17 protein-coding genes are annotated in these 17,578 nt (G+C 74.1%); 9 read left to right on the top strand and 8 right to left on the bottom strand.

Annotated elements, in window-relative coordinates; translation table 11 throughout:
* Positions 1-3: 3 nt before the first annotated feature.
* Positions 4-1,416, bottom strand: a complete 1,413-nt coding sequence (locus tag DNK53_RS09695) for an acyl-CoA synthetase (RefSeq protein ID WP_239456454.1) — start codon at positions 1,414-1,416, stop codon at positions 4-6.
* Between the two features lie 113 nt (positions 1,417-1,529).
* Here DNK53_RS09695 and DNK53_RS09690 point away from each other — a divergent pair, with 113 nt between their 5' ends.
* Positions 1,530-1,958: a hypothetical protein gene (locus DNK53_RS09690; RefSeq protein ID WP_204163841.1), complete on the top strand. Its 429-nt coding sequence runs from the start codon at positions 1,530-1,532 to the stop codon at positions 1,956-1,958.
* Here DNK53_RS09690 and DNK53_RS09685 read toward each other — a convergent pair.
* The 3 genes from DNK53_RS09685 to DNK53_RS09675 are packed head-to-tail and all read right to left on the bottom strand — an operon-like array spanning position 1,955 to position 4,639.
* Positions 1,955-2,557, bottom strand: a complete 603-nt coding sequence (locus tag DNK53_RS09685) for a hypothetical protein (protein ID WP_110182053.1) — start codon at positions 2,555-2,557, stop codon at positions 1,955-1,957. The genes DNK53_RS09690 and DNK53_RS09685 overlap by 4 nt on opposite strands.
* Before the next feature lie 10 nt (positions 2,558-2,567).
* A complete protein-coding gene (locus DNK53_RS09680; RefSeq protein WP_110182052.1) occupies positions 2,568-3,950 on the bottom strand; it encodes a class II fumarate hydratase in 1,383 nt (460 codons plus the stop codon).
* A complete protein-coding gene (locus DNK53_RS09675) occupies positions 3,947-4,639 on the bottom strand; it encodes a spermidine synthase (RefSeq protein WP_110182051.1) in 693 nt (230 codons plus the stop codon). Before DNK53_RS09675 ends, DNK53_RS09680 begins: the two co-directional genes overlap by 4 nt.
* Positions 4,640-4,791: 152 nt before the next feature.
* On the opposite strand from DNK53_RS09675, the gene DNK53_RS09670 reads away from it, so the two are divergent.
* Positions 4,792-5,574: a cobalamin B12-binding domain-containing protein gene (locus DNK53_RS09670; RefSeq protein WP_162599866.1), complete on the top strand. Its 783-nt coding sequence runs from the start codon at positions 4,792-4,794 to the stop codon at positions 5,572-5,574.
* 34 nt (positions 5,575-5,608) lie between these two features.
* On the opposite strand, the gene DNK53_RS09665 is transcribed toward DNK53_RS09670, so the two are convergent.
* A complete protein-coding gene (locus DNK53_RS09665) occupies positions 5,609-6,586 on the bottom strand; it encodes an ArsR/SmtB family transcription factor (RefSeq protein WP_239456453.1) in 978 nt (325 codons plus the stop codon).
* Between the two features lie 57 nt (positions 6,587-6,643).
* Between DNK53_RS09665 and DNK53_RS09660 the strand changes: the two genes are divergently transcribed.
* Positions 6,644-7,927 carry an MFS transporter gene (locus DNK53_RS09660; protein WP_110182049.1) on the top strand — a complete coding sequence of 428 codons (1,284 nt, stop codon included), beginning with the start codon at positions 6,644-6,646 and terminating at the stop codon, positions 7,925-7,927.
* Here DNK53_RS09660 and DNK53_RS09655 read toward each other — a convergent pair.
* Together DNK53_RS09655 and DNK53_RS09650 are read right to left on the bottom strand one after the other, a co-directional pair.
* Entirely contained in the window at positions 7,863-9,575 is a 1,713-nt protein-coding gene (locus DNK53_RS09655; RefSeq protein WP_110182048.1) for a fumarate hydratase, read from the bottom strand. The genes DNK53_RS09660 and DNK53_RS09655 overlap by 65 nt on opposite strands.
* An 11-nt stretch (positions 9,576-9,586) precedes the next feature.
* The gene (locus DNK53_RS09650; protein WP_162599865.1) at positions 9,587-11,224 is read right to left on the bottom strand and encodes a hypothetical protein; all 1,638 of its coding nucleotides are present in this window, start codon (positions 11,222-11,224) and stop codon (positions 9,587-9,589) included.
* 160 nt (positions 11,225-11,384) lie between these two features.
* On the opposite strand from DNK53_RS09650, the gene DNK53_RS09645 reads away from it, so the two are divergent.
* The 5 genes from DNK53_RS09645 to DNK53_RS09625 are packed head-to-tail and all read left to right on the top strand — an operon-like array spanning position 11,385 to position 16,334.
* The gene (locus DNK53_RS09645) at positions 11,385-12,509 is read left to right on the top strand and encodes an ABC transporter substrate-binding protein (protein WP_110182046.1); all 1,125 of its coding nucleotides are present in this window, start codon (positions 11,385-11,387) and stop codon (positions 12,507-12,509) included.
* Positions 12,510-12,511: 2 nt separating this feature from the next.
* Complete coding sequence (locus DNK53_RS09640) at positions 12,512-13,390, top strand: ABC transporter permease (RefSeq protein WP_110182045.1); 879 nt, start codon at positions 12,512-12,514, stop codon at positions 13,388-13,390.
* Positions 13,387-14,163, top strand: a complete 777-nt coding sequence (locus DNK53_RS09635) for an ABC transporter permease (RefSeq protein ID WP_204163840.1) — start codon at positions 13,387-13,389, stop codon at positions 14,161-14,163. Before DNK53_RS09640 ends, DNK53_RS09635 begins: the two co-directional genes overlap by 4 nt.
* Complete coding sequence (locus DNK53_RS09630) at positions 14,164-15,198, top strand: ABC transporter ATP-binding protein (protein ID WP_110182044.1); 1,035 nt, start codon at positions 14,164-14,166, stop codon at positions 15,196-15,198.
* Positions 15,199-15,236: 38 nt separating this feature from the next.
* Positions 15,237-16,334 carry an NAD(P)-binding domain-containing protein gene (locus tag DNK53_RS09625; RefSeq protein ID WP_420846492.1) on the top strand — a complete coding sequence of 366 codons (1,098 nt, stop codon included), beginning with the start codon at positions 15,237-15,239 and terminating at the stop codon, positions 16,332-16,334.
* 4 nt (positions 16,335-16,338) lie between these two features.
* On the opposite strand, the gene DNK53_RS09620 is transcribed toward DNK53_RS09625, so the two are convergent.
* On the bottom strand, positions 16,339-16,776 hold the full coding sequence (locus tag DNK53_RS09620; RefSeq protein ID WP_110182043.1) for a PLD nuclease N-terminal domain-containing protein: 438 nt from the start codon (positions 16,774-16,776) through the stop codon (positions 16,339-16,341).
* Between the two features lie 207 nt (positions 16,777-16,983).
* Between DNK53_RS09620 and DNK53_RS09615 the strand changes: the two genes are divergently transcribed.
* Positions 16,984-17,574, top strand: a complete 591-nt coding sequence (locus DNK53_RS09615) for a thiamine phosphate synthase (protein ID WP_110182042.1) — start codon at positions 16,984-16,986, stop codon at positions 17,572-17,574.
* Positions 17,575-17,578: the final 4 nt, after the last annotated feature.

Raw genomic sequence — 17,578 nt, 5'->3', positions numbered from 1 at the left:
CGCTCACCCCGGCAGCAGCCGGGCCTTCTGGACCTTCCCCATCTCGTTGCGCGGCAGTGAGTCGACGAAGCGGACCTCGCGCGGGCGCTTGTGCGCCGACAGCTCCTGGCCGACGTACGCCGTGAGCTCGGCGGCCAGCCCGTCCGCGGCCGCGCCGCGGAGGACGACGTACGCGACGACCCGCTGGCCCAGGTCGTCGTCGGGCTCGCCGACCACCGCGCACTCGGCGACCGCGGGGTGGCCCAGCAGCGTCGACTCGACCTCGCCCGCGCCGATCCGGTAGCCGCCCGACTTGATGAGGTCGACCGACTCCCGGCCGACGATCCGGTGCGCGCCGTCGGGCGCGACGACGGCGACGTCGCCGGTGCGGAACCAGCCGTCGTCGGTCCAGGCCTCCGCGGTGGCCTCGGGGCGGTCGAGGTAGCCGGCGAAGAGGGTGGCGCCGCGGACCTCGAGCCGGCCCACGGACTCCCCGTCGTGCGGGACCTCCGTGCCGTCCTCGGCGACGAGGCGGGTCTCCACCCCGGCGACCGGGACCCCGACCCAGCCGGCGCGGGGTCGGCCGTCGGCTCGCGTGGCGACGGTGATGAGGGTCTCGCTCATCCCGTAGCGCTCGACCACCCGCTGGCCGGTGAGCCGCTCGAGGCGCTCGAAGACCGGGACCGGCAGGGCGGCGCTGCCCGAGACCAGCAGCCGGGCCGCGCGCAGCGCCTCCGCGTGCTCGGGGTGCTCGGCGACCCGGGACCAGATGGTCGGCACCGCGAAGAACATCGTCGCGCCGGCGCGCGCGGCCGCGGCGTACGTCTCCGGCGTGCCCCTGCCGGTGTGGACCAGCCCGCCCCCGACGCGAAGGGGCCCCAGCACCCCGAGCACCAGGCCGTGCACGTGGAAGAGCGGCAGGCCGTGGGCCAGCACGTCGTCGGCCGTCCAGGCCCAGGCGTCGGCGAGGGCGTCGATCCCGGCGGCCAGCGCCCGGCGCGGGAGCAGCACGCCCTTGGGCAGGCCCGTGGTGCCCGACGTGTACAGGACGAGGGCGGTGCGGTCCGGGTCGACGTCGAGGGGCTCGTACGGCGCCCGCGCGGCGAGGTCGACCGGTTGCGAGGCCAGGCGGCTGCCGGAGGGCGCGGCGCCGAGCCAGCAGTCGGCGCGCGAGTCGGCCAGCACGTGGTCGAGCTCGGCGCGGCCCGAGTCGGGTGGCACCGGGACCACCTCGGCCCCGGCCAGCAGGGCGCCGACGACCGCCACCACCGTCTCCGCGGAGGGGGTGGCGAGGACGGCGACCCGGCGGTGGTCGTGCAGGCCGGCGGCGACCGCGGCGGCGGCGCCCAGCAGGTCGTCGTACGCCATCGTCTGGCCGGCCACGGTCACCGGGTGCCGGCCGCGTCCGTCGGTCAGGGCGGTCACGATCGTCTCCACGCCTACATCATCACCCGTGCGGTGTTCCGGAGATCACCGGCCAGCTGTGGTCCGCGTCCTTGCCGCCGCCGGCCGCCGGGGCGACGCTGGAGCTGGATGGTCGGAGGTGCGAGATGCTCGGGAGCGTTCGCCGGTTCGTCGGAGGGTTCTTCCTCTTCACGGCCGGGATCAACGTCGGGATGGCGGCCGCAGACGCGGACGCCTGGGGCGTCTTCGGCGACCAGGCCGCCCTGGACGTCGTCCGGGAGACCTGGCAGGACGTCGTGGCCGGCAGCCCGGCGCCCTGGGCGCTGCTGCTCGCCGCTGCCGAGCTGGCCGTCGGCGTCCTGCTGCTGCGCGGCGGCCGCGCGGCCCGGGTCGGCTGGGTCGGGGCGATCGGCTTCCACGTGCTGCTCATGGCGTTCGGGCCGTGGATCTGGGTCTGGTGCCTGCCCGTCCTGGCGGTGCTGGTGCCGGTGGCCCGCGCCGAATGGCCCCTGCTCGTCCGCACCGGGGCGTACGCCGACCCGGTGCGGACGCCCTCCGCCGCCGCCCGGGGCTAGTCCTCCGCCTCCTTGGCCTGCGAGCGCCGCCTCAGCAGGTTGGCGCCCGGGAGACCGTCGACGACCTGCCCGACCGTCTCCACCTTCTCCGCGACGTCCTCGATCCCCGGTGCCAGCTCGGCGAGGCCGACCAGGGCGGGCTCGAGGCGGTCCACGATCCGGGGGAGGGTCTCCAGCAGCGAGGCCACCCCCGAGAGGTGCACCGGCCGCAGCTCGCGCGCCGCCTGCACCAGCAGCGGCGCGAGGGCCCGCAGCGGCCCCTCGTAGTCGTCGACCATCCGCTGCAGGCGCTGCACCTGCTCGTCGGCCAGCGCCCGGGTGCTCCCCGCCTCGGCGGTGACGAGGCGCACGCCGTCCACCGCCGCGGCCGCCAGCTCGGGCTGCGGCTGGACGCGGGCGATCACGTCGGCCACCGCGACCACCTCGCGCTCCACCTGGTCGAGCAGCACCTCCAGCCGGGCCAGGAGGGTGGTGGCCTGCGCGACCAGGAGCTCGGCGTCGCCGACCAGGTCGACGACCCGCTGGCCCGTCTCGAGCGCGACGGCCAGCCCGGCGCGGGGCAGGGCGGTTGCGCCGCGCACGAGGTCTCCGAGGATCACGGTCCTGCTCCTAGGGGTGGGTCATCGACTCGACGTCGAGGGCGGCGTCGAGCTGCTCCTCGGTGAGCTCGCCGCGCTCCACGAAGCCCATGGCGAGCACGGTCTCGCGGATCGTGGCCCCGTCGGCGAGCGCCTTCTTGGCGACCTTGGCGGCCGACTCGTAGCCGATGTGCTTGTTGAGCGGGGTGACCACCGACGGCGAGGACTCGGCGTACCGCCGCATCCGCTCGGCGTCGGCGGTGATGCCGTCGACGCAGCGCTCGGCCAGCAACCGCGAGGAGGTCGAGAGGATCCGCACCGACTCCAGCACGTTGCGCGCCATCACCGGCATCATCACGTTGAGCTCGAAGTTGCCCGCGGCGCCGCCCCACGCGACGGCGGCGTCGTTGCCGACCACCTGCGCGCAGACCATGAGGGTGGCCTCGGGGAGCACGGGGTTGACCTTGCCGGGCATGATGCTCGACCCCGGCTGCAGGTCGGGCAGGTGGATCTCGGCGAGGCCGGTCGTGGGGCCCGACGACATCCAGCGCAGGTCGTTGCAGACCTTGGTGAGGCCGACGGCGTACGTGCGCAGCACGCCCGAGAGCTCGACCAGGGAGTCGCGGGTGCCCTGGGCCTCGAAGTGGTTGCGGGCTTCGGTGAACGGCTGGCCGGTGAGCTCGGCGATCACCTCGATCACCCGCGCCGAGAAGCCGGACGGGGTGTTGATCCCGGTGCCGACGGCGGTGCCGCCCAGGGGCAGCTCGCGGACCCGGGGGAGCACAGACCCCAGCCGCTCGACGGCCAGCCGCACGGTCGCGGCGTACCCGCCGAACTCCTGGCCCAGCATCACCGGGGTGGCGTCCATCAGGTGGGTGCGGCCCGACTTCACGAGGCCGGCGAACTCCTCGGCCTTGGCCTCCAGCGAGCCGGCCAGCACGTCGAGCGCGGGGAGCAGGTCCTCCACGACCGCGAGCGTCGCCGCGACGTGGATGGAGGTCGGGAAGGTGTCGTTCGAGGACTGCGAGGCGTTGACGTGGTCGTTGGGGTGGACCTCGACCCCGCGTGCCGAGGCGAGCGAGGCGATCACCTCGTTGGTGTTCATGTTGGAGCTCGTGCCCGAGCCGGTCTGGAAGACGTCGAGCGGGAAGTGGTCGACGTGCTCCCCGGCGGCCACCTCGGCCGCCGCGGACCCGACGGCCTCGGCGAGCTCGGGCGGCAGCACGCCGAGCTCGCCGTTGACCCGGGCGGCCGCCTGCTTGACCAGGCCGAGGGCCTGGAGGTGGCGCGGCTCGAGGGTGGTGCCGCTGATCGGGAAGTTCTCGACGGCCCGCTGGGTCTGCGCCCGCCACAGGGCGTCGCGAGGCACCTGGACCTCGCCCATGGAGTCGTGCTCGGTGCGGAAGTCGGTCATGGCGTCGACGGTACCTGCGCGCTGTAGAGGTGGTAGGTCTCCGGACGGTCCTGCAGCAGGACGTCGTACGCCGTCTCCGTGACGTCGCCGAAGACCCGGCGGACCGCGTCGGCGAGCTCGGGCGCCTCGTCGGCCGCCCACACCACCAGCACCCCGCCCGGGTTGAGCATCGCCCGGCACTGCTCGAGGAACGACTGCTCGTAGAGCCCCGCGTTGTCGCCGTGGACGAGGTAGCGCGGACCGTTGTCGACGTCGAGCAGCAGCAGGTCGTGCCGCTGCCGGGCCTCCGCGACCGCCATCGAGATGTCGGCGTTGACGACCCGCAGCCGGCGGTCGGCCATGAGGGCTGGGCCGTGCGGCACGGTGCCGTCGCGCATCCACCCGATCAGCGGCTCCTCGAGCTCCACCACCGTGACCCGCTCGACGCGGGGGTCGGCCAGCACCCGCTGGGTGGTGAAGCCGAGGCCCAGCCCGCCCACCACGACGTCGCGCGGGTCGGGGACCAGGTCGAGCGCCAGCGCCGCCATCTCGATCTCGGAGCCGGTCTCGAGGGTGTCCATCACGAAGACCCCGTTGACCCGCAGCTCGAGCACGTCGGGGGCGCCGTGCCGGCTGCGGCGCCGCAGCACCAGCTCGCCGCGCTCGGTCTCGGCGCGCGCGACCTCGGCGTGCTCAACCGTCTCCTCCATGGCTCTGCGGTTCCCCCGGCGCGGCAGTCCCACACCTCGCGCGCGGGCATCTGCCGGCGCTCGCTGTCACTTCTTGGCAAAGCGGGCTAGTGTCGAGGTGTCGTGCTCAAGTCACCGGGGCGATGTGTCGACCAGTGGAGCGGGTGGGACCCATGACGACGGAGATCGCGAGCGACGAGATGGCGGGCGACGGCGGGGCCGAGCGACGGCTCACCGACCTGGCCACGCTGCTCCACCAGGGGTTCTCGGCCGACGAGGCGGCGCTGCGGGTGCTGCTCGACGAGCACGCCGGTGAGCTGGCGCCCCCCACCGCGACGCTGGGCGACCCCGACGCGCTGTGGCGCGCCGCGGTCGGCTTCGACGTCGACGGGCTGACCCGGGCCCTCGACAAGGGGTTCGCCCTCGGCACCTACGCCGAGGTGGTCGACGGCTGGCTGCTGCCCTCGCTGCACCACATGGGGCTGGCCTGGGAGCGCGGCGAGCTCGGCGTCGCCGAGGAGCACTTCGCCTCAGCCAGCGTGCACCGCCGGCTCGCCACGATCTTCGACCAGGCGCCCCGCCAGCTGCACGCGCCACGGGTGCTGGTCGGGCTCGCCCCCGGCTCGCGCCACGAGCTGGGCGTCCTGGCTTTCGCGGTCGCGCTGCGCGAGGAGGGCGTCGACGCCGTCTACCTCGGGGGCGACGTCCCGCTGCAGTCCTGGGTGGACTCGATCACCCGCCACACCCCGGCCGGGGTGGTGATCGCCGTCCCGACCAAGGAGGACGTGGTCGCCTGCCGGCGGCTCGTCACCGCGCTCACCCAGGCCGCTCCCGGCGTCCCGCTGGTGGCCGGCGGGAGCTACCAGGACCTGCTCGATCCCCACGTCACCCGCCTGGGCCACAGCGTCATCCCGGCGGCCGCCCGCCTGGCCGGGGCGGTCCGCGCGAAGGTCTGATCGTGCCCCGCCCCCCGGCGGGCGCGGCGGCAGGTCAGGACCCTGCCCGCAGCAGGTCGTCGCCCAGGGCCGAGCGCAGGTAGAGCACCGATCGCCCGTGCCGGGCGGAGGTGAGAAGGCCTGCCGCGTGCATCGCCCGCAGGTGCTGGTTGACGGCGCTGGTCGTCACCCCGAGTCGCACCGCGAGCTCGGTGGAGGAGGCCGGCGAGTCGAGGAGCAGCAGCAGCCGGGCGCGGACCTCGCCGACGAGGCCGGCCAGGGCCCGGGGCGCCGCCGGGCGGTCGCTCTCCCACAGGGTGCCGGCGCCGCGGGCGCCGTAGAGGATCAGCGGCGGCTCGGCCGCGGAGATGGGCACGGTGGCGGAGCGGGTGAACAGCGAGGGCGTCAGCGTCAGCCCCTCGCCGGCGGTGGTGCGACGGAAGCCCCCCAGCGACCTGATCTCCACCCGGACGACGTCGTCGACGAGCCTGATCCCGGGTGAGAGGTCGGCGAACATCGCCGCCAGCCCGTCGCGGGCGGTGGTGCGGCCCCGGAGGACGATGTCGGCCTCGAGCACGGTGCGCATCCGCGCCCACCACGGCTCGAAGCACGCGGTCCAGTAGCCTTCGATCGCCCGGGTGATCCGGCGCAGCACCCGGTCGGCGCCGCCGGCGAGCGCGGCCGGGCGGGCGTCGGGCTCGGGGTGCACCTCGGCGAGGTCGTCGCGGACCACCTCGAGCGGCGTACGGGCGAGCGCGGCCAGCTCCTCGTCGAACCGGGTGAGCGGCGACCAGGGGCGCGGGGTGAGGAAGTCGGGGGTCCACAGGTCGTCGTTGGTGAGAGCCAGCAGCATCTCGGCGTCGAGGCCGGCGCGGGCCGCCGCGGTCCGGTGCAGCCAGGGCAGCTGCAGCGGGTAGCGACCAGGATCGCGCCAGGTGCGCAGCGAGAGGGCGAGCTCGTTCATCGGGGAGAGGGCGAACCGCACCTCGCCCAGGTCGGTCCCGGTCAGCTCGTACTCGACCAGAGAGACCATGAAGCAGGACGCTACATCGTTGGCGCCGCGCCCGCGGCGCGTGGGAGAACAGGCGACGTGCTCGACCGCCTCCGCCGCCTCTTTCTCCCCACGGATCCCGTCCAGCGCGCGCTGACCTCGGCCACCACGGCCCAGGCGCTCGCCTACGGGCTCTTCTACAGCGTCAGCGCCCTCTACTTCACCCGGGTGATCGGGCTGGAGGTCACCACCGTCGGCCTCGGCCTCACGATCGCGGGGCTCCTGGGCGTCCTGTGCTCCTTCCTGGGTGGGCAGGCGGCCGACCGGGTCGGCGCCGACCGGCTGCTCGTGTGGGCCGGGGTGGTGCACGGCGCCGGGCTGCTGGCCTATGTGCTGGCCGACGGGCCGGTCTCCTTCACCGCCATCGCCTGCATCGCCGTCGGCAGCCGCAGCCTGCAGGGGACGGCGCGGTCGACCGTGCAGGTGCGCTGGTTCACCGGGCCCGACCGGGTCGACGTCCGGGCCCGGCTGCGGGTGGTCACCAACCTCTTCATCGGGCTCGGCACCGTGCTGGCCGCGGGGGCGCTGCTCGTCGGCACGGGCACGGCGTACCGGGTGACGATGGTCGCCGTGGGGCTCTTCGCCCTGTTCGCCACGGTGCCGCTCGTCGGGCTGCGGAGCCGGGTCGAGGGGTTCGGCACGGCGATGGACCACCACCTCGTCCCCGACCGGGTCCGTGGGCCGTCGCCGCTGAGGGACCGCACCTACGTCTCGTCGGTGGCGCTCAACTCCGTCATCGCCATGCACTTCGGGTTGACGAGCGTGGGCGTGCCGCTGTGGATCGCCACCGCCACCGACGCTCCCGACGTGATGATCTCGGCGCTCCTGGTGCTCAACACCGTGCTGGTCGCGCTCTTCCAGGTGAGAGCCGCCCGGGGCACCCACGACATCGGCACCGCGGGCCGCGTCGTACGCCGTGGCTCGCTGCTGCTGGCCGTCGCCTGCCTGCTCTACGGCTCCGCCGGCAGCGTCGGCCTCGTGGGCGCCGTCCTGCTCCTGCTCGCCGCCGAGGTGGCCGGGTCGTTCGCCGAGGCCTGGTGCGAGGCCGGGGCCTGGGGACTCGCCTTCGAGCTGGCCGACCCGGCCAGCGCCGGCAGGTACCAGGGGCTCGCGGCGACCGGCTACTCCGTCGCGTCGATGGTGGCGCCCGCCCTCGTCACCGCCACGGCGGTCGACCACGGCCTGCCCGGCTGGGCGCTGCTGGCCGTGGTCTTCGCGGCCGCGGGCACCGGCGTCGCCGCCGTGGCCCGGGCCGCCGTCACTGCGCGGAGCGGACCCGGATCCCCGTCAGCGGCACCGTCACCGACCCCGACGGGTCGGTGAAGAAGTCGTTGCCCTTGTCGTCGACGACGATGAAGGCGGGGAAGTCCTCGACCTCGATCTTCCAGATCGCCTCCATCCCGAGCTCGGGGTACTCGATGACCTCCTGGCTCTTGATGCAGTCCTGTGCGAGCCGGGCGGCGGGGCCGCCGATCGAGCCGAGATAGAAGCCGCCATGGGTACCGCAGGCGTCGGTGACCTGCTTGGAGCGGTTGCCCTTGGCCAGCATCACCATCGAGCCGCCGGCGGCCTGGAACTGCTCGACGTAGGAGTCCATCCGCCCCGCGGTGGTCGGCCCGAAGGAGCCCGACGCCATCCCCTCGGGGGTCTTGGCGGGGCCGGCGTAGTAGACGGGGTGGTCGCGCAGGTAGGCCGGCATCTCCTCGCCGGCGTCGAGACGCTCCTTGATCTTGGCGTGCGCGATGTCGCGGGCCACCACCAGCGGTCCCGTCAGCGAGAGCCGGGTCTTCACCGGGTGCTTGGAGAGCTCGGCGAGGATCGCCGGCATCGGCTGGTTGAGGTCGATCTTGACGACCTCGCCGCCCGCAATCTCCTCGGCCATCCCGGCGTCGGGCATGTACTGCGCGGGGTCCATCTCGAGCTGCTCGAGGAAGACGCCGTCGGGGGTGATCTTGCCCAGGGCCTGCCGGTCGGCGGAGCAGGAGACCGCGATGGCCACCGGGCACGAGGCGCCGTGGCGGGGGAGCCGGACCACGCGCACGTCGTGGCAGAAGTACTTGCCGCCGAACTGGGCGCCGATCCCGAACTGCTGGGTCAGCTCGAAGACCTGCTCCTCCAGCTCGAGGTCGCGGAAGCCGTGGGCACTCATCGAGCCCTCGGTCGGCAGGTTGTCGAGGTAGTGCGCGGAGGCGTACTTGGCGGTCTTGAGCGCGAACTCCGCGCTGGTGCCGCCGATCACCACCGCGAGGTGGTAGGGCGGGCAGGCGGCCGTGCCGAGCGAGCGGATCTTCTCGTCGAGGAACTCCAGCATCCGCTTGGGGTTCAGGACGGCCTTCGTCTCCTGGTAGAGGAAGGACTTGTTGGCCGAGCCGCCGCCCTTGGCCATGAAGAGGAACTTGTACTCCGGGCGGCCGCTGGTCTGCGGGGTGGAGTAGATCTCGATCTGCGCCGGCAGGTTGGTGCCGGTGTTCTTCTCCTCGTACGTCGTCAGCGGCGCGAGCTGGGAGTAGCGGAGGTTGAGCTTCGTGTAGGCGTCGTAGACGCCGCGGCTGATCGCCTCGCCGTCGTCGGCGCCGGTCAGCACGCCCTCCGACTTCTTGCCCATCACGATCGCGGTGCCGGTGTCCTGGCACATCGGCAGCACGCCGCCGGCGGAGATGTTGACGTTCTTCAGCAGGTCGAGGGCGACGAACCGGTCGTTGCCGCTGGCCTCGGGGTCGTCGATGATCTTGCGCAGCTGGGCCAGGTGGGCGGGGCGCAGGTAGTGGCTGATGTCGTGCATCGCCTCGGCGGTGAGCCGCTGGATCGCCTCGGGCTCGACCTTGAGGAAGGTCTGCACCTCGCCGTCCTGGGTCGCCGCCTCGAAGGTGGAGACGCCCTCCGTGGTGATCAGCCGGTACGGCGTCTCGTCGCGGCCCGTGGGCAGCAGGTCGGAGTAGCGGAACTCGGGGTCCGTGGGTGCGGTGCTCACGGGGGGTCAGATTACCTCTGTCCGCCGGGTCGTCGGTCCAGCAGGTCGCGGACCGCGTCCTCGACGAAGGCCTCGGCCGGCTCCATCAGCGACCCGTCGACGGGGACCCCCTGCCACAGCCCCTGGCTGCGGTCCTGGGTGACCTGCACGTGGAGGGAGAGGACACCCGGCTCCGCCGGGTCGCCCAGGGCCACGGTCCAGCTCCGCGACGGCGACTCGGGGTCGGTCGACGAGGTCGTCACGGCCGTGTGGCCGGCCACCTCCTGCTCCGCCTCGCCGACCGTCGACTCGTCCAGCGACCGCCAGGAGGCGGTGGCGGTGAGGTGCAGCGCGTGCTCGGGCTCGCCGAAGTAGCAGGCGGGCTCCTGGGGAGCGTCCTCGCCGGCGACCTGCTGGGCCGCGGTGGCGCGGGACAGCACCCCGGTGCCGGCCACGACGTCGTCCCCGAAGTGCTCGCGCACCTGAGGGAGAAGGGCGGCGCAGAGGACCTCGGCGTCGGCCTGCGCGGCCAGCAGCAGGTCGGCCGGGTCCTCGGGCACCTCCGCGCCGGTCGCGGGTGCGCACTCCCGCTCCGTGGCGTCGCTGACGTGTGCGCAGGCCCCGACGGCCGCGACGTCGGAGTCGGCCCGGGCGGAGGTCGCCTCGGCCGGGTCCGGTCCGTCGGCGGGGTAGAGGAGAGGAGGGTCCGAGAAGTCGGGCGCGGCGGGCTCCCGGGCGTCCACGGCCTCGAGCATCCGGGTCGCGGCCCGGCGCGCTTCGGGGCAGGTCTGCGCCACGACGCGGAGCCGCAGCACGTCGTCGTGGGCCGACGGGCCGACCGTCAGCGGGGCCGCGGCGACCTGGAGGTCGCAGTCGCCCGCCGAGGTGGTGAGCGCGGCGGGCCGACCCGCGACCGCGACGGCGCGAGCGCCCCGGCCCGGCTCCACGAGGTACTGCCGGTGGCCGTGGTCGAGGGCCACCCCGAGCACCAGCGTGTCGACCGGGATCCCGCCGCTCGGACGGCGCACCGAGCATTCGCCGGGCGCCGCGGACGGCCCGAACAGGTAGTCGACGACGACCTCGTCCCCCGTGGGCTCCCCGTGACCCGCGCGCAGCCACTCGCAGGGCGGGACGAGGGCAGGGGAGGGGTCGGCCAGGGCCCGCTCAGGAGTCGCCATGAGCAGCTCGGCGACGCCACGCGCGACCCGGCGCGTGGCGGCGCACCCGTCGTCGTAGGTCCAGACGTGGATCGCCCGCCCCTGGTCGACGGGCAGGTACCAGCCGCAGGTCTCCAGCACCGGGCTCTCGGCGTACGCCACGGCGCCCCCCAGCGCCTGCCGGGAGCGGTGGAAGCGGGTCTGCTGGGAGAGTCCCGCACCGATCTCGACCCGGACGTTCGCGTGGGTCGTGGGGAGCCGGAGCGTGCAGACGGTGGGGGAGGTCGCCCGGGTGGTGGCGCCCTCGGGCGCTCCCGCCTGCGCGAGCACGCACGGGTCGAGGGCGGCGAGGCGCCTCGACACGACGTCCCGGTCGCGGTCGGGGCTGGTCACGGCCGCAGGCGTGACGGGAGACGGTGGGGCCGCCGACTCGCCGGGGTCGTCGCCGAGCAGGGAGCACCCGCCGAGCAGCAGGAGGAGGGCGGGGATCCAGGCAGGACGGCGTCGCGGCACGCCGTGCAGTGTGCCGGTGTCCCGGGACCCGACCACCGACCGTTCGTCCGCCGGACGCCTGGCGGTCGCCCCGGGTCCGCGTGGAGGGCACGGTCCCGGTGCAGTCTTCGCACGCTATGTTGCACCCTGGTTCGACCCGTCCCAGCCCCTGGAGGTCTGAGTGAAGATCCGCCGTTCCCTCGTCTCCGTCGCCGCGCTCGCCACCCTGGCGTCGCTGGCGGCGTGTGCCGCACCCGAGTCCGACGACGACGGCGGTGACGCCTCGGGCAGCGACGCCGCGCAGGCCACGTCCGTCGAGGACTTCGGCGACTTCGACGGCCTCGTCGAGGCCGCCCAGGAGGAGGGCGAGCTCAACGTCATCGCGCTGCCGCCCGACTGGGCCAACTACGGCGAGCTGATCTCGACCTTCGAGGAGAAGTACGACATCAAGGTCAACTCGGCGCAGCCCGACGCGGCCAGCCAGGACGAGATCAACGCCGCCAACCAGCTCAAGGGCAGCGACCGGGCCCCCGACGTCTTCGACCTCGGTCAGGCCGTCGCGCTCGCCAACGTCGACATGTACGCGCCGTACCAGGTCCAGACCTGGGACGACATCCCCGACGAGTTCAAGCACCCCGAGGGCGCCTGGGTCAACGACTACGGCGGCTACATGTCCATCGGCTACGACTCCTCCGCCGTGCCCGAGGTGACCGGCCTCGACGACCTGCTGAAGCCCGAGTTCAAGGGCAAGGTGGCGCTCAACGGCGACCCGACCCAGGCCGGCGCGGCGTTCTCCGGCGTGGTGATGGCCTCCATCGCCAACGGCGGCTCCGTCGACGACATCAAGCCCGGCGTCGACTGGTTCGCCGACCTGAAGAAGGCCGGCAACTTCATCCCGGTCGATCCGACCCCGGCGACCATCGAGTCCGGCCAGACGCCGGTCGTCATCGACTGGGACTACAACAACGCGGCGATCAAGAACGAGATCGACACGTGGGAGGTCGTCGTCCCCGACGAGGCCGCCATCGCGGGCTACTACTTCCAGGCGATCAACGCCGACGGCCCCAACCCCGCGGCCGCCCGCCTGTGGCAGGAGTTCCTCTACAGCGACGAGGGCCAGAACCTGTGGCTCAAGGGCGGCGCCCGCCCGATCCGCGCCGACGCGATGGCCGAGGCCGGCACCATCGACGAGGAGCTGTGGGCCAACCTGCCCGAGGTGAGCGGCGAGCCCGTCGTGCCCACCGACGAGGAGTCCGAGGCGATGGCCTCCTACCTGGCCGACAACTGGGCCAAGGCCGTCGGCTGACGGTGAGCACCTCCACCCCCGCCCCGACGGGTCGGCGCCTCGGCGTCGGCCCGTCGGTCGGGTTGCTGCCCTTCCTCGTCTTCGTCGCGCTCTTCCTGCTCGTCCCGACCGTCACCGTCGTGGTCGGCGCGTTCCAGGACGAGGGCGGCGGCTTCTCGCTGGAGAAGATCGAGGCTCTGGGCAGCGAGACCGCGCTCCGGGCGCTGTGGCAGAGCGTGGTCCTCTCGGCCAGCTCCGCCGCGATCGGCGCCGTCCTCGGCGCGCTGCTCACCTACCTTGTGGTGAGCGCCCCGCCCGCCAGCGTCACCCGCCGCGTGATCACCTCGGTCTGCAGCGTGCTGGCCCAGTTCGGCGGCGTCACGCTGGCCTTCGCCTGGATGGCGACCCTGGGCTTCGGCGGCCTGCTCACCGAGCTGCTGGCCGACGCCTTCGGGATGGACGCGACCGGCTCCGGCTGGCTCTACGACCTCCCGGGCCTGGTGCTCGTCTACACCTACTTCCAGATCCCCCTCATGGTGATCGTCTTCCTGCCGGCGATGGAGGGCCTGCGGCCGCAGTGGCGCGAGGCTGCGCTCAACCTCGGCGCGAGCACCCGGCGCTACTGGACCCAGGTCGCCTTCCCGCTGCTGCGCCCGGCGTTCCTGGGCTCGATGCTGCTGCTCTTCGCCAACGCCTTCGCGGCCTACGCGACCGCCGCCGCCCTGGTCAGCCAGGGCGCCCCGATCACGCCCCTGCTCATCCGCTCCGCGCTGACCAGCGAGGTCGTGCTCGGCCAGGCCAACTTCGCCTTCGCGCTGGCCCTGCAGATGATCCTGGTCGTCGTGGTCGTGATGGTGGGCTACGCGCTGCTGCTGCGGCGTACGTCGAGGTGGTTGCGGTGACGCTCCTCGCTCGCGGCGTGCGGGGCCTGCTGGTCCTGGCCTTCGCCGTCTTCTTCCTGCTGCCGCTGGTGGCGCTGCTCGACTTCAGCACCGAGGTGCGCGGCGGCGGGCGGACCGGCGAGGCCTGGCAGGGCCTCCTCGACGACCCGCTGATGTCCCAGGCGATCGTCACCAGCCTCACCCTCGCCGGCCTCACCGTCGTCGGGATGGTCGTGCTGCTCGTGCCCACGATGGTCTGGGTCCGGCTGCGGCTGCCCCGCGCGACGCGGCTCGTGGAGTTCCTCTGCCTGCTCCCGCTCACGATCCCCGCGCTGGTCATCGTGGTCGGCAGCGCCAACGTGTTCAGCTGGCTGCGCTACTTCTTCGGCGACACCTCCCTGGTGCTGACGTTCTCGTACGTCGTGCTGGTGCTGCCCTACGCCTACCGGGCGATCGACGCGTCGCTGTCGTCCCTCGACGTCCGCACCCTCTCGGAGGCGGCCCGCTCGCTGGGCGCCGGCTGGTGGACCGTGATCGTGCGCGTGGTGCTCCCCAACATCTGGCCCGGCGTGCTGGGCGCGGCGTTCATCTCGGTCGCGCTGGTGCTGGGGGAGTACACGTTCGCCTCCCTGCTCAACTACGAGACCCTGCCGGTCGCCATCGTGCTGCTCGGCAAGAGCGACGCCCAGACCTCGATGGCGGCGGCGCTGGCCTCGATCCTCTTCGCGGCGGTCCTGCTGCTGCTCCTCTCCTTCCTCGACCGCGGTCGACGCACCATGTCCGGAGGCAAGTGAATGAACGGCACCGTGATCGAGATGAAGGGCCTGCAGCGCCACTTCGGCGACGTGCGTGCCCTCGACGGGCTCGACCTGCGGATCGAGCCCGGCGAGATGGTCGTGCTGCTCGGCCCCTCGGGCTGCGGCAAGACCACCGCCCTGCGGATCCTGGCCGGCCTCGACCACCAGGACGCCGGCACCGTCACCGTCGGCGGCAAGGACGTCAGCAACGTGCCCGCCAACAAGCGGGACATGGGGATGGTCTTCCAGGCCTACAGCCTCTTCCCGCACCTCACCGTCGGCCAGAACGTCGCGTTCGGCCTCAAGATGCGCGGCCGCGGCCGCAAGGAGCGCAAGAATCGCGCCGCCGAGATGCTCGAGCTCGTGGGCCTCGGTCAGCACCGCGACCGCTACGCCCACCAGCTCTCGGGCGGCCAGCAGCAACGCGTCGCGCTCGCCCGGGCGCTGGCGGTCGAGCCGTCGGTGCTGCTGCTCGACGAGCCGCTCTCGGCGCTCGACGCCAAGGTCCGCGTCCAGCTGCGCGACGAGATCCGCAAGGTCCAGCTCGAGGTCGGCACCACCACGCTCTTCGTCACCCACGACCAGGAGGAGGCGCTCGCCGTCGCCGACCGGGTCGGCGTGATGAACGCCGGGCGGCTCGAGCAGCTCGCCCCACCGGCCGAGCTCTACTCCTCGCCCGCGACCGCCTTCGTCGGCGAGTTCGTCGGCCTCTCCAACCGGGTGCCCGCGACGGTCGAGTCGGGCGAGGCCGCGGTGCTGGGCCGGCGGGTGCCGGTCCTCGACGGGTCGACCGCGGGGGAGGGGCTCGCACTGGTGCGCCCCGAGTCGCTGGAGCTCGCGCCCGCGGCCGACGGCGACGGCACCGTCGTCTCCGTCGGCTTCCTCGGGCCCGTCTCGCGGGTCCACGTGGCGCTGCCCGACGGGCGCGAGCTGGTGGCCCAGCTGGCGAGCGCCGCGGCGACCGACCTGCGCCCCGGCGACAGGGTCGCGGTCGGTGTCTCCTCGGCACCGGTGCTGGTCGTCGGCGCCTGACCCCACGGGGCAATACTTCGAGGACCGCGGGCGTTGACGTGCACGTGGACGTCCTCGACTCGGTGGTCATCGGCGCGGGCCAGGCCGGCCTGGCGGCGTCGTTCCACCTGTCCCGGCTCGGGATCCGCCACCTCGTGCTCGACGCGGCCGACGCCCCGGGCGGGGCGTGGCAGCACCGGTGGGACTCCCTGACGATGCACGACGTGCACGGGGTCGCCGACCTGCCCGGCGACGCGGCACCGCCGCGCTCGGCTCGCCGCGCCAACGAGGTGGTGCCGGCGTGGTTCGCCGCCTACGAACGGCGCCACGACCTGCCCGTCGTCCGGCCCGTGCGGGTGGACCGGGTCGAGGACGACGACGGGCTGCTCGTCGTCCACGGCCACGACCGAGCGGGTCGGCGCAGCTGGCGCACCCGGACGCTGGTCAACGCCACCGGCACCTGGACCCGCCCCTTCGTCCCGTACTACCCGGGCGTCGCCTCCTTCGCCGGCGAGCAGCTCCACACGGCCCGCTACCCGGGGGCCGAGCACTTCCGCGGCACCCGCGTCCTGGTGGTCGGCGGCGGTGCCTCCGCCGTCCAGCTGCTCGGCGAGCTCGCCCCCGTCACCGACACGCTCTGGGTGACCCGGCGTGAGCCGGTGTGGCGCGACGACGACTTCGACGCCGAGGCCGGGCTGGCCGCGGTCACCGCCGTCGAGGAGCGGGTCCGCCGCGGGCTGCCGCCGACCAGCGTCGTGGGGGTGACCGGGCTGGCCCTGCGCCCCCAGGAGCGGCGGGCCGCCGAGCTCGGCGCCTACCGCCGTCGGCCGATGTTCACCTCGGTCGAGCCGGCCGGCGTCCGCTGGGCCGACGGGGCGCCGGGCGGCCCGGCGTTCGAGGAGGTGGGCGCGATCCTCTGGGCCACGGGTTTCCGGGCGGCCGTCGACCACCTCGCCCCGCTGGGGCTGCGCTCCCCGCACGGGGGGATCGCGCTCGAGCACGTCCCGGGCAACGTGCAGGGCGCCACCACGGCGGTGGCCGACCCACGGGTGCAGCTCGTCGGCTACGGGCCGTCGGCGAGCACGATCGGCGCCGGGCGGGCGGGGCGCACCGCCGCGACCGCCGTACGCCGTCGACTGGCCGCCGCGGCCGCGTGAGGCTTCAGCCGGCGGCGGGGTCGTCCTCGGGCGTGCCGTCCTCGGCGCCGCGGCGCCGGCGTCGCTCCTCCCGCTCGGCCTCCTCCTGCTCCCGCTTGCGTCGCTGCTCGGCCTCGTAGCGCCTCCGCTGCTCCTCCGCGCGCTCGCGCACCCGGGCCAGGAACTCCTCGTCGGAGGCCGCGTCGGTCGCGGCGGCGCGCCCGGGCCGGTCGTACTCCGGGAACTGCGGCGCCGCCCGCTCGCCGGGGGCGCGGCGACGGGCCACCGGCCGACCCGCGGCCAGCCAGGCCACCGCGCCCACCACCGGGAAGAAGAGGATGAGCAGCATCCAGCCGATCTTGGGCAGGTGGCGCACCTCGCCGTCGTCGGCGGTGATCGCCTCGACCAGGCAGTAGATCGACAGCACCAGCGGCGCGACGTAGAAGAGCAGGATGCGACCCATCGAGAGACCCCCCGGTTGACGTGTTGGCAGGAGCCTAGGGGCGACCGGCGACGCCCGCACGGGTCTGGACAGGTCCGGGACCCTTCGCTAACCTCGCCGGCGTCCACCACGGGAGCCTGCGGCAGCGGGCTGAGAGGGAGCTGGGGCCGCTCCGACCGTCGAACCTGATCCGGGTCATGCCGGCGAAGGAAGCGTCAGGAGCCCTGCGTGCTGCCCCACCTGTTCTGCCTCGTCTCCCCCCACGACGACCTCGGCCTGCTGCCCGACCTCGCGGCCGTCGGCGTCGACGGGTTCCAGGTCCGCGACAAGACCGGCACCGACCGGCACGCGCTGGCCCTCACCCAGCTGGTGGTCGGGGCGGTCCGCCCCGCGGGCGCCGTCGTGGTGGTCGACGACCGGCTCGACGTCGCGCTGGCCGCGGGGGCCGACGGGGTCCACCTGGGCGCCGACGACCTGCCGGTCGCGGCCGCCCGCCGGGTGGCGCCCCACCTGCTGGTCGGGGCCACCTGCCGCAGCCGTGACGACGCGGAGCGCGCCGCGGACGCGGGGGCGTCGTACGCCGGCTTCGGGCCGGTCTGGGCGACGACCAGCAAGGCCGGGCTCCCCGACCCCCTGGGGCCCGACGCGCTCACCCGTGCGGCGGGCGTGCTGCCGCTGGTGGCGATCGGCGGGGTGGACGCGGCCGCCGCGCGGGTGGCCCGGACGGCGGGCGCGCACGGCGTGGCGGTGATCGCGGGGATCTGGAGTGCCCGGGACCCGGTGGCGGCGGCGGAGGAGCTGGTGGCGGCCGTCCGGTGACGCG

The sequence above is a fragment of the Nocardioides solisilvae genome (assembly GCF_003194625.1).
Lineage (GTDB): Bacteria > Actinomycetota > Actinomycetes > Propionibacteriales > Nocardioidaceae > Nocardioides > Nocardioides solisilvae.
Note: the sequence above shows the minus strand (reverse complement) of the source record. Positions and strands in the feature narration are given on the sequence as shown.

Bases quoted from the DNA above. Each gene is read 5' to 3' on its own strand.
- DNK53_RS09665 (WP_239456453.1), bottom strand. From the start codon at position 6,586: ATGGTCTCTCTGGTCGAGTACGAGCTGACCGGGACCGACCTGGGCGAG.
- DNK53_RS09680 (WP_110182052.1), bottom strand. From the start codon at position 3,950: ATGACCGACTTCCGCACCGAGCACGACTCCATGGGCGAGGTCCAGGTG.
- DNK53_RS09630 (WP_110182044.1), top strand. From the start codon at position 14,164: ATGAACGGCACCGTGATCGAGATGAAGGGCCTGCAGCGCCACTTCGGC.
- DNK53_RS09690 (WP_204163841.1), top strand. From the start codon at position 1,530: ATGCTCGGGAGCGTTCGCCGGTTCGTCGGAGGGTTCTTCCTCTTCACG.
- DNK53_RS09670 (WP_162599866.1), top strand. From the start codon at position 4,792: ATGACGACGGAGATCGCGAGCGACGAGATGGCGGGCGACGGCGGGGCC.
- DNK53_RS09675 (WP_110182051.1), bottom strand. From the start codon at position 4,639: ATGGAGGAGACGGTTGAGCACGCCGAGGTCGCGCGCGCCGAGACCGAG.
- DNK53_RS09620 (WP_110182043.1), bottom strand. From the start codon at position 16,776: ATGGGTCGCATCCTGCTCTTCTACGTCGCGCCGCTGGTGCTGTCGATC.